Here is a 12,865-nt window from a genome sequence, read left to right on the forward strand (position 1 = left end):
CGCAGCGCCACCCGGCAGGAAAGGCTAGCGGTAATCCTCCGCATCCACATCATACCCCGACGGCTCCCAGCGGATCGCCAGCAGCGAGGCCAGGCCGATAAATGGCGCCAGCGCAATCACCCAGAACACGGCGGTATCCAGCGAGGCGACCAGCAGCGGGAACAGGAACAGCGACAGCGTCGAGCTGCTGCGCATCAGCGTCTGGTTAAGGCCAACGCCGACGCCGCGCAGCGAGGTCGGGTAGCTCAGTGAGGCAAACGTCATGGTATGCGCGCCCGGGCCGAAGCCCTGGCCGAACAGGAAGAGCGCCAGCATCGCCACGGCAAGCACGCCTTCGGTGGCGCCTTCCGGACGACCAATTAGCCCCAGGCCCAGCAGCGCGACCAGCTGGCAGGCGTAACCCGCCAGCGACATCCGCCAGGCGCCGAAGCGCGGCACGTAGCGTACCGCCAGCAGTCCGCCAACGAAGGCAAACAGCAGGTTAAGCACCAGAGAAATCAGGATGGTGGTCAGCATCGACTGGACGAAGAAGCTGGAGATGATCACCGGCAGACCAAACGCCACCGCGTTATAGGCGAACGAAGAGACGACTGACAGCAGCGTGGCGAGCGTTGTGCGGCGTAAGTAGACGCCGCGGAACAAGTTCAGATAGTTGGACCATTTCGCTTTATTCACGACGGGAGCTGGCTGGCTGAGCGCATCCTGCGGCACGTGGGCATTGATGTTATACGACTGACGCAAAATAGACGCCGCCTCCTTCAGGTTGCCCTGATTTGCCGCCCAGACCGGCGATTCGCTCATGTAGCGGCTGCGGATGGCGATAATCACCAGCGCGGGTACCGCGCCGAAGCCAAGGATCAGGCGCCACAGCCAGTCGCTGTGGCTTTCCGGCAGCACGGCGTAGAAGAACAGCACCAGCAGGTAGGAGATACTGATGGCGGCATACCAGGTGGGGCACCACATGGCGACGCTGGAGGCCTTATTGCCGGGGCCTTTTAGCCTGGCGAACTCGCTTAAAAATGCCATCGCCACGGGAAGGTCGATCCCGACGCCAAGCCCCATGACAAAGCGGGCACCGGCCAGCACATATTCGTTCGGGGCCAGCGCACAGGCGATGGCGGCCACCACGAAGAAGAGCATGTCGGCCATAAAGACGCGATAGCGCCCGATTTTATCCGTGAGATAACCGCCGAGCAGCGCCCCGACAATCGCGCCAAACGTAATGGCGGACGCCACCATGCCGGTACCGGCGGGCGTCAGGTTAAATTCGCGGGTGATATCTTTTATGCCGAAGGCCAGCGCGCCCAGATCGTAGGCATCGAGGAAAATCCCGCCCAGCGCGATACCGATCACGATGCGAGCATTGGCCCGGCCCTGAGAACCATCATTAACGAGGCGTGAAACATCCGATGCGCTGCGCACCCACTGGATGTCGCCATCGGAACGTTTTCCTGCCGTTGAAAGGGGAGTTGTTTCTGTGATTTCTGCCATTTTCTTCTTATGTGGTTGTATTGTGTCATTAACAGTTACCACAGGCAGAAGGTGACCAAAATCACATTTGGCTATAAGGCATAACTAACCTTACGGAGCGTCTTTTTTCTTCCTCTTGAGCTTCGTCCAGATTTTGGTCTCCTGACGACGCCACAGGCGCTGAATATTGTCGTGATGACGCAGCAGGATAAGGCAGGAGAGCATCGATACCGGGAAGGTGAACTGAGGTTTGAACCACCAGACGTAGAACGGGGCAATCAGCGCGCTGACGATCGCGCCCAGCGACGAATAGCCGCTCAGCAGAATGGTGAGCAGCCAGGTGCCAGCCATCACGCCGGTTAAATCCCAGCCGATAGGCGCAATGGCACCAAAAGCGGTTGCCACACCTTTACCACCTTTAAAACCGAAGAATACGGGCCAGATGTGGCCGACACAGGCAGCAATCGCAATGAGCCCCAGCCAGAACGGCGTGACGCCCAGCGCATACGCGCCCCAGACGGGTAGCATCCCTTTCAGAACATCAAAAATCAAAACCGCTACGGCTGCTCCCTTGCCGCCAATTCGTAGTACGTTGGTCGCTCCCGGATTCCCGGAACCACTTTCACGCGGGTCAGGTAACCCGGCGATGCGGCAGACCAGAATGGCGCTGGAGATTGAGCCGCAAAGATAGGCGAGGAGGATCATTCCAGGCGCGATTGCACTCATAACGCTGTTCCGTTTTGAAAATGTATCTGTATTCTCAGCATCTGTGGATAATACGCATAATTCGCCGGAAGTGGTATCCGGTTTAGCCAAAAAGCAGGCAGGTCGTGATGGATATTGTATTTATAGAGCAACTTTCGGTAATCACCACTATTGGTGTTTACGACTGGGAACAGACCATCGAGCAGAAGCTGGTGTTCGATATCGAAATGGGCTGGGATAACCGCAAGTCGGCAAAAAGCGATGACGTGAACGACTGTCTTAGCTATGCCGACATCAGTGAAACGGTCATCGGCCACGTGGAAGGGCAACGTTTTGCGCTGGTCGAACGGGTGGCGGAAGAAGTCGCAGAATTGCTGCTGAAAAAATTCAACTCACCGTGGGTGCGCATCAAGCTGAGCAAACCGGGCGCGGTGGCGCGCGCGGCCAACGTGGGCGTCATTATCGAGCGTGGCACAAATCTGAAAGGGAAGATTTAACGTCATAATAGCTAAACCATTTTAGGTTATACCGGTCTCAAGACTGTATCTTTATCGGCTGTCCGTACGGGACACCGTTTTTTTATATCTTTTTAGGGGTTTATAGATGAGCGATATGCACTCGCTGCTGGTGGCGGCAATACTGGGTGTGGTCGAAGGATTGACGGAGTTTTTACCGGTTTCCAGTACCGGCCATATGATTATTGTTGGCCATCTGCTGGGCTTTGAAGGCGATACTGCAAAAACGTTTGAAGTGGTGATCCAACTGGGGTCTATTCTTGCGGTGGTGGTGATGTTCTGGCGCCGTCTGTTTGGCCTGATCGGTATCCATTTTGGCCGCCCGCCGCAGCACGAAGGGATGAGTAAAGGCCGCCTGTCGCTGATCCATATTCTGCTCGGGATGATCCCGGCGGTGGTGCTGGGCCTGGTTTTCCACGACGCCATCAAATCGCTGTTTAACCCGATTAACGTGATGTACGCGCTGGTGGTGGGCGGCTTCCTGCTGATCGCCGCGGAAGTGCTGAAGCCAAAAACGCCGCGCGCGGAAGGGCTGGACGATATGACGTATCGTCAGGCGTTTATCATTGGCTGCTTCCAGTGTCTGGCGCTGTGGCCGGGCTTCTCGCGTTCAGGTGCCACCATTTCCGGTGGGATGCTGATGGGCGTAAGCCGTTACGCCGCGTCAGAGTTCTCGTTCCTGCTGGCGGTGCCGATGATGATGGGCGCCACCGCGCTTGACCTCTATAAAAGCATCGGTTTCCTGACCACCGGCGACATTCCGATGTTCGCCGTCGGCTTCATCACCGCGTTTATCGTGGCGCTGATTGCCATCAAAACCTTCCTGCAGCTGATTAAGCGTATCTCGTTCATTCCGTTCGCGATCTACCGCTTTATCGTTGCCGCTGCGGTGTACGTGGTCTTCTTCTGACCGACTGCCCTCAGTCTTTTGGCTGAGGGCAATGCTTTTCCTTCCACTCTGATACCGCCTGAATCCGCCGTTTCGTCAGTTCTTCGCGAATGTCCGGGCCTTTGAATCCCGCCTCGACAACGTCCTTCGTCGGCACCGCTTTGGCTACCTCCCAGGCTTTACGCAGTAAACGTCCCTGCGGGTAGTCACAGGCTTCAAACCCGGTACGCCCGCGCACGTCAGCCTCGCTGGTGAGCGCGATCTGCTCCACGCGCTGGGGTTTGCGCCAGGCGTCGATGTTATCGAACAGCTTAACGATGGTGGCCGGTTTCAGGATCGGGAAGGTGTGGATCAGGTCGTGGAATTCGGCCACCAGTTTCGCCAGATCGCGGATTTCGTTCGGCACGCGCAGGCGCTGGCACAGCCCTTCGACCAGCTTCACCCCTGCCGGACCGTGCCCGTGGTGCCGAGGCCAGAGCTCTTTTGGCGTTAAGCCTTTGCCGAGATCGTGGCACAGGGTGGAAAAGCGCACGTCCACGTCAGGGCTGAGCATGGCCGCCATGCTCAGGGTCATCAGCGTGTGCACGCCGGTGTCAATCTCCGGATGCCATTTCGCCGGAGCCGGTACGCCAAACAGCGCGTCTATTTCCGGGAACAGCACCTTCAGGGCGCCGCAGTCGCGCAGCACCTGGAAAAAGACCTGCGGGTTACGCGTGGTGAGCGCATTCTCGGTCTCTTTCCAGACGCGCTCTGGCGTCAGGTGTTCAAGCTCGCCCGCCTCGGTCATGGCGGTCATCAGCGCCATGGTCTCATCGGCAATGCGGAAGCTGAGATGGGCGTAACGCGCGGCAAAACGCGCCACGCGCAGCACGCGGAGCGGATCTTCAGAAAACGCAGGGGAGACGTGACGTAAGAGACGGTTGCGCAGATCGTCCTGGCCGCCATAAGCGTCAATAATCTGGCCGTGCTCGTCCTGCGCCAGCGCGTTAATGGTCAGATCGCGACGCAGGAGATCGTCCTCCAGCGTGACGTCCGGCGCGGCGTAGCAGGTAAAGCCCGTATAGCCCGAACCTGATTTCCGCTCGGTACGCGCCAGGGCGTACTCTTCGCGGCTTTTCGGGTGTAAAAAGACGGGAAAATCGCGGCCTACCTGCTGGTAGCCCGCGTCGAGCATCTCTTCCGGGGTGGCGCCAACCACCACCCAGTCTTTATCTTTGACCGGCAGACCTAACAACGCATCACGTACCGCACCACCGACCAGATAACTCTTCACGCCTGACACTCCCGTTTTCTCTTTTCCAGAATGATACGTAAGTCTGGCAGAGAAGACGAATTAGTTCATCCAGCGATCTTTACGTTTACGGCTTGGGATCAGGTGCGGCAGAACCAGACCCAGCACCAGACCTACGCCCAGCACGCCGCCGCCATACATAAACCACTGCATGATGATGGTGCGCTGTTTGTCATCGAGCTGCAGGTTGGCGGCATTCACTTTCTTCTGCGCGACAATCAGCTCGTTTTTCAGCTTCTGGTTCTCTTCTTTCAGGCCGTTAATCACCCCGTCGCTCTGCGCCACTTTCTGCTGCATCTCGGCGGTACGCTGGTTCCAGGTTCCGTCGATATTGTTCAGCTTGTCGGTCAGGGTTTTCACCTGATTTTCCAGATCCGGTACGCGGGTGCGCAGGCTTGGCACGGTGCTCAGCTCTTTCAGTGGGATCCAGGACGTGCGGCCAGAACTGTCGCGAACCTGACCGTAGTTGGTGTCCGCGTTGGTCTGTAACAGGGTGACTTCCTCGCCGGCATTTACCGTACCCACGAGGCGATAATTATCTCCGGGGCCACTGCGTACCCAGGTGTTCAGTTCGTCAGAAACGTAACGCTTCTCTTCAGCGTGCACTGCGGTTGCGGCGCTAAAAGCGAGTAAAGTAAGTCCAATCAGGCGTAATTTAAGCATCATTAGTCGTTATTTTCATAAATAGTGGAACGATAGTAGTGGCAACAGTGTCTCTACGCAAAGCATTCATCAGCAATCAGAATCATCTGTGTCACGACTCTACACATTTACGCCCGTCAAATTGCTCATTGCATGGCAATTTGGCGCAAAATACTATGTACTGACAAACAAATGGCGAGGAAGTTCGCCCTCATTGACGCGTCTGTGACGCCCGCAAAAGTACAAGGCTATGGCTCAGGAAATCGAATTAAAATTTATCGTCGAAAAAGACAGCGTTGACGCACTCCGCCAGCATCTGCATACGCTCTCCGGCGAACACCATGCACCGGTACAACTGCTTAATATTTATTACGAAACGCCGGATAACTGGCTACGCCGCCACGATATGGGGCTGCGCATCCGTGGCGCGAGTGGGCGCTACGAGATGACGATGAAAATTGCCGGCCGCGTGGTCGGCGGGTTACATCAGCGTCCGGAATACAATATCGACATCAGTCAGCCAGAACTTGAGCTGGAACGTTTTCCGGCGGAAGTCTGGCCGGAAGGCGAGCTGCCTGCCACGCTGGCGGAGCAGGTGCAGCCGCTGTTCAGCACCGATTTCTGGCGCGAGAAATGGCTGGTGACGGAAGGTAAAAGCCGCATCGAAATCGCCCTCGATCTGGGTGAGGTGAAGGCGGGTGAGTACCAGGAGCCGATCTGCGAACTGGAGCTTGAGCTGCTGGAAGGGGATGCAAATGACGTGCTGAAGCTGGCGCGCAGGCTGGTGAACCAGTCCGGATTGCGCCAGGGGAGCCTGAGCAAAGCCGCGCGGGGTTACCATCTGGCCGCCGGAAATGCGCCGCGCGTGCTGAAAGTGACGACCATTTTGCGCGTTGCGCCGAAAGCCAGCGTTGAGCAGGGGCTGGAAGCCGCGCTGGAGCTGGCGCTTTCTCAGTGGCAGTACCATGAAGAGCTGTGGGTACGAAATGTGAAAAACGCCAAATCCCACGTGCTGGCGGCCATTGCCCTGGTGCGCCATACCCTGACGCTCTTCGGCGGTATTGTTCCTCGCAAAGCGAGCGCTCACTTACGTGATCTGCTGACGCAAACCGAAACGCTGATGCTCTCGGATGTATCTGCGCAAACGGCGATCTACAGTCCGCAAGCCGCTTCGGCAAAACTGGCGCTGACCGAGTTTCTGGTGACGCGCGGCTGGCGCGCCTTCCTGGATGCGAAAGCCGAGGCCAAAATCGCGGAAAACTTTAAGCGTTTCGCAGATATTCATCTTTCCCGTCATGCGGCCGAACTGAAGAGCACCTTTGCGTATCCGCTCGGCGATAAGTATGGCGATCAGCTTCCCCGTCTTTCGCGCAACATCGACAGCATGCTGCTCCTTTCCGGTGCCTACGACGGGCCACAGGCGCAGGCGTGGCTGGAAAACTGGCAGGGGCTGAAGCATGCCATCGAAACCCGTCAGCATATTGAGATAGAGCATTTCCGTAACGAGGCCATTTCGCAGGAGCCGTACTGGCTGCACAGCGGAAAACGTTAACTCTGGCAAGGAACCCTTAGAATGCCGCTTTCTTCACCGTTACAGCAGCAGTGGCAGACCGTTTGCGAACGTCTGCCTGAGTCATTACCGGCGTCATCGTTAAGCGAGCAGGCGAAAAGCGTGCTCGTCTTCAGTGATTTTGTGCAGGAAAGCATTGCCGTCTACCCGGACTGGCTGACGGAGCTTGAGAACGCACCGCCGCAGGCGGACGAGTGGCGGCACTATGCCGCCTGGCTGCAGGCCGCGCTTGAAGACGTCGCGGATGAGGCGACGCTGATGCGCGTCCTGCGTCAGTTCCGCCGTCGTGTGATGGTGCGCATTGCCTGGGTGCAGGCGCTGGAACTGGTGAGTGAAGAGAGTACGTTGCAGCAGTTAAGCGAGCTGGCGCAGACGCTGATTGTCGCCGCGCGCGACTGGCTCTACGCCGCCTGCTGTAAAGAGTGGGGCACGCCGTGCAGCGAGGAAGGGGTTCCTCAGCCGCTGTTGATTCTGGGGATGGGCAAGCTGGGCGGCTGCGAGCTGAACTTTTCCTCCGATATCGACCTGATTTTCGCCTGGCCTGAGAACGGCTCCACGCGCGGCGGCCGTCGCGAGCTGGACAACGCCCAGTTCTTTACCCGCCTCGGCCAGCGTCTGATTAAGGCGCTGGATCAGCCGACGCAGGACGGCTTTGTCTACCGCGTGGACATGCGCCTGCGTCCGTTTGGCGACAGCGGGCCGCTGGTGCTGAGCTTTGCCGCGCTGGAGGATTACTACCAGGAGCAGGGGCGCGACTGGGAGCGTTACGCGATGGTCAAGGCACGGATCATGGGCGACAGCGACGACGCCTACGCCAACGAGCTGCGCGCCATGCTGCGCCCGTTCGTGTTCCGTCGCTATATCGACTTCAGCGTCATCCAGTCCCTGCGCAATATGAAAGGGATGATCGCCCGTGAGGTTCGCCGTCGCGGGCTGAAGGACAACATCAAGCTCGGCGCGGGCGGCATTCGCGAAATCGAATTTATCGTCCAGGTCTTCCAGCTGATTCGCGGTGGGCGCGAGCCGTCGCTACAGTCCCGCTCGCTGCTGCCGACGCTGAGCGCCATTGAGCAGCTTCACCTGCTGCCGGACGGCGACGCGCAAACCCTGCGCGAGGCCTATCTTTTCCTGCGCCGTCTGGAAAACCTGCTGCAAAGCATCAACGACGAACAGACCCAGACCCTGCCGGGGGATGACCTTAACCGGGCGCGTCTGGCCTGGGGGATGCGCGTGGATGACTGGTCAACGCTGACCGAACGGCTCGATGCCCATATGGCAGGCGTGCGCCGCATCTTCAACGAGCTGATCGGTGATGACGAAAGCGAATCGCAGGACGATGCCCTTTCCGAGCACTGGCGCGAGCTGTGGCAGGACGCGCTCCAGGAAGATGACACCACGCCGGTGCTGACGCATTTAACCGACGACGCGCGCCATCGCGTGGTGGCGCTGATTGCCGATTTCCGTCTTGAGCTGAACAAGCGCGCCATTGGCCCGCGCGGCCGTCAGGTGCTGGATCACCTGATGCCGCATCTGCTGAGCGAGGTCTGCTCGCGGGCAGATGCGCCGGTGCCGCTGTCGCGCATGATGCCGCTGCTGAGCGGGATCATCACGCGTACCACGTACCTTGAACTTTTGAGCGAGTTTCCGGGGGCACTCAAGCACCTGATTACGCTCTGCGCCGCCTCCCCGATGGTGGCCAACAAGCTGGCGCGTTATCCGCTGCTGCTGGATGAGCTGCTCGACCCGAACACCCTGTATCAACCCACGGCGACGGATGCCTACCGTGACGAGCTGCGTCAGTATCTGCTGCGCGTGCCGGAAGAGGACGAAGAGCAGCAGCTGGAGGCGCTGCGACAGTTTAAGCAGGCCCAGATGCTGCGCGTGGCGGCGGCGGATATCGCCGGAACGCTGCCGGTAATGAAAGTGAGCGATCACTTAACCTGGCTCGCGGAAGCGATCATCGACGCGGTCGTGCAGCAGGCGTGGGTGCAGATGGTGGCCCGCTACGGCCAGCCGAAGCACCTTGCTGACCGGGAGGGGCGAGGCTTTGCCGTGGTCGGTTACGGCAAGCTCGGCGGCTGGGAGCTGGGATACAGCTCCGATCTGGATTTAATTTTCCTGCACGACTGCCCGGTTGACGTGATGACCGACGGCGAGCGTGAGATTGACGGGCGTCAGTTCTATCTGCGCCTGGCCCAGCGCATCATGCACCTGTTCAGCACCCGCACTTCGTCGGGCATTTTGTATGAAGTCGATGCGCGCCTGCGTCCGTCCGGCGCGGCGGGTATGCTGGTCACCTCAACGGAGTCCTTCGCCGATTACCAGAAGAATGAAGCCTGGACCTGGGAGCATCAGGCGCTGGTGCGCGCCCGCGTGGTGTATGGCGATCCGCAGCTCAAAACGCAGTTCGATGCCGTCCGTAAGGATGTGATGACCACCCCGCGCGAGGGCAGTACGCTGCAGACCGAAGTGCGCGAGATGCGCGAGAAAATGCGCGCGCACCTGGGTAATAAACACCGCGATCGCTTTGATATCAAAGCCGACGAGGGCGGGATTACCGATATTGAGTTCATTACTCAGTATCTGGTGCTGCTCCACGCGCACGACAAGCCGAAGCTGACCCGCTGGTCGGATAACGTGCGCATTCTGGAGCTGCTGGCGCAAAACGACATCATGGACGAGCAGGAGGCGCAGGCCTTAACCCGCGCCTACACCACGCTGCGCGACGAGCTGCATCACCTGGCGCTACAGGAGCAGCCGGGGCACGTGGCGCTGGACTGTTTTGTCGCAGAGCGCGCTCAGGTAACGGCCAGCTGGCAGAAGTGGCTGGTGGAACCGTGCGTAACAAATCAAGTGTGATATTATCGCGCGCAAATTGTGAATCTTTCTGGAGTCAGGAATGAAAGTAACACTGCCAGAGTTTGAACGTGCTGGAGTAATGGTTGTTGGGGATGTGATGCTGGATCGCTACTGGTATGGGCCGACCAGCCGCATCTCTCCGGAAGCACCGGTACCGGTGGTTAAGGTCGACACCATTGAAGAGCGTCCCGGCGGCGCGGCAAACGTGGCGATGAACATAGCCTCTCTGGGCGCGCACTCGCGTCTGGTTGGCCTGACCGGTATCGACGATGCGGCGCGCGCGCTGAGCAAGTCGCTGGCGGACGTGAACGTGAAGTGTGACTTCGTTTCTGTTCCGACCCACCCGACCATCACCAAGCTGCGCGTGCTGTCACGTAACCAGCAGCTGATCCGCCTTGACTTTGAAGAAGGGTTCGAAGGCGTTGATCCCGAGCCGCTGCACGAGCGCATTAACCAGGCGTTAGGCAATATCGGCGCGCTGGTGCTGTCCGACTACGCGAAAGGCGCGCTGGCCAGCGTGCAGACGATGATCCAGCTGGCGCGTAAGGCCAGCGTACCGGTGCTGATCGACCCGAAAGGCACCGACTTTGAGCGCTATCGCGGCGCAACCCTGCTGACGCCAAACCTCTCCGAGTTTGAAGCGGTGGCGGGCAAATGCAAAACCGAGGAAGAGCTGGTTGAGCGCGGCATGAAGATCATTACTGACTTCGAATTATCTGCGCTGCTGGTGACCCGCTCCGAGCAGGGGATGACGCTGCTGCAGCCGGGCAAGGCGCCGCTGCATATGCCAACCCAGGCGCAGGAAGTGTACGACGTGACCGGTGCCGGCGACACGGTGATCGGCGTGCTGGCGGCGACGCTGGCGGCGGGGAACTCTCTGGAAGAAGCGTGCTACTTCGCCAACGCCGCGGCAGGTGTGGTCGTCGGTAAACTCGGTACCTCAACCGTTTCCCCAATCGAGCTGGAAAACGCGGTGCGCGGCCGTGCGGATACCGGCTTTGGCGTCATGACCGAAGAGGAGCTGAAAGTGGCCGTTGCTGCCGCGCGCAAGCGCGGTGAAAAAGTGGTGATGACTAACGGCGTGTTCGACATCCTGCACGCGGGCCACGTGTCGTATCTGGCGAATGCGCGTAAGCTGGGCGATCGCCTGATTGTGGCGGTGAACAGCGATGCGTCCACGAAGCGCCTGAAGGGTGAAACGCGTCCGGTGAACCCGCTTGAGCAGCGTATGATCGTGCTCGGCGCGCTGGAAGCCGTGGACTGGGTGGTGTCGTTTGAAGAAGACACGCCGCAGCGCCTGATTGCCGGTATTCTGCCGGACCTGCTGGTGAAGGGCGGGGATTACAAGCCGGAGCAAATCGCGGGTAGCGAAGAGGTCTGGGCCAACGGCGGCGAGGTGATGGTGCTCAACTTCGAGGATGGGTGTTCCACCACCAACATCATCAAGAAGATCCAGAAAGACAGTCAGTAAAAAACGGGCCTATTGGCCCGTTTTTTTATGTCGGGTGGCGGCTGCGCCTTACCCGACCTACGCGTTCATTCAGGCCCGGTAAGGCGTAGCCGCCACCGGGCTCAACAGGCCGCACTTACTCCTGGTTATCCACCGGCGGAATGGCTGGCGCTGGCTTCACTTCTTCCGGCGCATTGCGGTTTTCCAGCTCGGTCAGACGCTGTTCCAGCAGTGCCAGCTTCTCGCGGGTGCGCAGCAGAACCTGGGTCTGCACGTCAAACTCTTCGCGGCTGACGAGATCAAGGCGAACCAACTGCGCCTGCAGCGTCTGGCGGATTTTCTTCTCAACGTCATCACCAAATTCACGAATGCCTTTTGGCATAGACTCGTGAACCTGACGCGCAATTTGCTCAATTTTCTTCGGGTCAATCATTGTCGTTTCCCTTGATGAAAAGGTGTTAGTGTCCATTGTAGCGCGTCATGCCCGGGGTAAACAAAATTGTTTGATGCTTATGCATTGCCCAGGATAATCAATAGCGTTATAGTTATCTCGCTTATTCTCAGGGCGGGGCGAAATTCCCCACCGGCGGTAAATCAGCTTAACGCTGAAAGCCCGCGAGCGCTTTGGGTGAATTCTCAAAGGTCAGCAGATCCGGTGTAATTCCGGGGCCGACGGTTAGAGTCCGGATGGGAGAGAGTAACGATCCAGTCGGGCATGGGCCCGCTCACGTTATCTTTTTGCCGCTTATACGGCGCTCCTAAGACTGCCCTGATTCTGGTAACCATAATGTTAATGAGGTTTTTTTACCATGAATCAGACGCTACTTTCCTCTTTTGGCACTTCAACTCAACGTGTTGAACATGCACTGGATGCACTGCGCGAAGGCCGCGGTGTGATGGTGCTTGACGATGAAAACCGTGAAAACGAAGGCGACATGATTTTCGCCGCCGAAAACATGACCGTTGAACAGATGGCGCTGACCATCCGTCACGGCAGCGGCATCGTATGCCTGTGTATTACCGAAGATCGTCGTAAGCAGCTCGAGCTGCCGATGATGGTCGAAAACAACACCAGCGCCTTTGGTACCGGATTTACCGTGACCATTGAAGCGGCGCATGGCGTGACCACCGGTGTGTCTGCGGCTGACCGTCTGACCACCGTACGTGCCGCGATTGCTGATGATGCGAAGCCATCCGATCTGCATCGTCCAGGCCACGTCTTCCCACTGCGCGCGCAGGCGGGTGGCGTGCTGACCCGCGGCGGTCACACCGAAGCGACGATCGACCTGGTGACGCTGGCAGGCTTCAAACCTGCGGGCGTGCTGTGTGAACTGACCAACGACGACGGCACCATGGCGCGTGCACCAGAGTGCATCACCTTCGCGCGTCTGCACAACATGCCGGTGGTAACGATTGAAGATCTGATTGAGTATCGCCAGGCGCACGAGCGCAAAGCCAGCTGAAATGGCTGATG

The 12,865-nt window shown here is 58.7% G+C and carries 11 protein-coding genes and 1 riboswitch; of the genes, 6 read left to right on the plus strand and 5 right to left on the minus strand.

Annotated features, from left to right (window positions below; translation table 11 throughout):
• Positions 1-24: 24 nt before the first annotated feature.
• Together ACOTXF_RS04325 and plsY are read right to left on the minus strand one after the other, a co-directional pair.
• Positions 25-1,491 carry an MFS transporter gene (locus ACOTXF_RS04325; RefSeq protein ID WP_032653467.1) on the minus strand — a complete coding sequence of 489 codons (1,467 nt, stop codon included), beginning with the start codon at positions 1,489-1,491 and terminating at the stop codon, positions 25-27.
• A gap of 90 nt (positions 1,492-1,581) precedes the next feature.
• The gene (gene plsY, locus ACOTXF_RS04330; RefSeq protein ID WP_008502955.1) at positions 1,582-2,196 is read right to left on the minus strand and encodes a glycerol-3-phosphate 1-O-acyltransferase PlsY; all 615 of its coding nucleotides are present in this window, start codon (positions 2,194-2,196) and stop codon (positions 1,582-1,584) included.
• 107 nt (positions 2,197-2,303) lie between these two features.
• Here plsY and folB point away from each other — a divergent pair, with 107 nt between their 5' ends.
• Both folB and bacA read left to right on the plus strand, forming a co-directional pair.
• Complete coding sequence (folB, locus tag ACOTXF_RS04335; protein ID WP_008502956.1) at positions 2,304-2,672, plus strand: bifunctional dihydroneopterin aldolase/7,8-dihydroneopterin epimerase; 369 nt, start codon at positions 2,304-2,306, stop codon at positions 2,670-2,672.
• Positions 2,673-2,778: 106 nt separating this feature from the next.
• Complete coding sequence (gene bacA, locus ACOTXF_RS04340; RefSeq protein ID WP_008502957.1) at positions 2,779-3,600, plus strand: undecaprenyl-diphosphate phosphatase; 822 nt, start codon at positions 2,779-2,781, stop codon at positions 3,598-3,600.
• 10 nt (positions 3,601-3,610) lie between these two features.
• On the opposite strand, the gene ACOTXF_RS04345 is transcribed toward bacA, so the two are convergent.
• Both ACOTXF_RS04345 and ACOTXF_RS04350 read right to left on the minus strand, forming a co-directional pair.
• The gene (locus ACOTXF_RS04345) at positions 3,611-4,852 is read right to left on the minus strand and encodes a multifunctional CCA addition/repair protein (RefSeq protein ID WP_008502958.1); all 1,242 of its coding nucleotides are present in this window, start codon (positions 4,850-4,852) and stop codon (positions 3,611-3,613) included.
• A gap of 60 nt (positions 4,853-4,912) precedes the next feature.
• A complete protein-coding gene (locus tag ACOTXF_RS04350; protein WP_025912514.1) occupies positions 4,913-5,533 on the minus strand; it encodes a TIGR04211 family SH3 domain-containing protein in 621 nt (206 codons plus the stop codon).
• Positions 5,534-5,762: 229 nt separating this feature from the next.
• On the opposite strand from ACOTXF_RS04350, the gene ACOTXF_RS04355 reads away from it, so the two are divergent.
• The 3 genes from ACOTXF_RS04355 to hldE are packed head-to-tail and all read left to right on the plus strand — an operon-like array spanning position 5,763 to position 11,412.
• Positions 5,763-7,064 carry an inorganic triphosphatase gene (locus ACOTXF_RS04355; protein ID WP_232926836.1) on the plus strand — a complete coding sequence of 434 codons (1,302 nt, stop codon included), beginning with the start codon at positions 5,763-5,765 and terminating at the stop codon, positions 7,062-7,064.
• Positions 7,065-7,085: 21 nt separating this feature from the next.
• Positions 7,086-9,941 carry a bifunctional [glutamate--ammonia ligase]-adenylyl-L-tyrosine phosphorylase/[glutamate--ammonia-ligase] adenylyltransferase gene (gene glnE / locus ACOTXF_RS04360; protein ID WP_048961893.1) on the plus strand — a complete coding sequence of 952 codons (2,856 nt, stop codon included), beginning with the start codon at positions 7,086-7,088 and terminating at the stop codon, positions 9,939-9,941.
• Between the two features lie 40 nt (positions 9,942-9,981).
• A complete protein-coding gene (gene hldE, locus ACOTXF_RS04365; RefSeq protein WP_047746781.1) occupies positions 9,982-11,412 on the plus strand; it encodes a bifunctional D-glycero-beta-D-manno-heptose-7-phosphate kinase/D-glycero-beta-D-manno-heptose 1-phosphate adenylyltransferase HldE in 1,431 nt (476 codons plus the stop codon).
• A 115-nt stretch (positions 11,413-11,527) separates the two neighbouring features.
• Here the strand turns inward: hldE and ubiK are convergent, their stop codons facing one another.
• A complete protein-coding gene (ubiK, locus tag ACOTXF_RS04370) occupies positions 11,528-11,824 on the minus strand; it encodes a ubiquinone biosynthesis accessory factor UbiK (protein WP_008502963.1) in 297 nt (98 codons plus the stop codon).
• Positions 11,825-11,943: 119 nt separating this feature from the next.
• Positions 11,944-12,094: riboswitch (FMN riboswitch) on the plus strand.
• A 106-nt stretch (positions 12,095-12,200) separates the two neighbouring features.
• Between ubiK and ribB the strand changes: the two genes are divergently transcribed.
• Positions 12,201-12,854, plus strand: coding sequence for a 3,4-dihydroxy-2-butanone-4-phosphate synthase (gene ribB / locus ACOTXF_RS04375; RefSeq protein ID WP_008502964.1), 654 nt, complete (start codon positions 12,201-12,203; stop codon positions 12,852-12,854).
• Positions 12,855-12,865 lie beyond the last annotated feature (11 nt).

Source organism: Enterobacter cloacae complex sp. IR53041 (assembly GCF_049238285.1).
In the GTDB taxonomy this organism is placed as follows: Bacteria; Pseudomonadota; Gammaproteobacteria; order Enterobacterales; family Enterobacteriaceae; genus Enterobacter; species Enterobacter roggenkampii.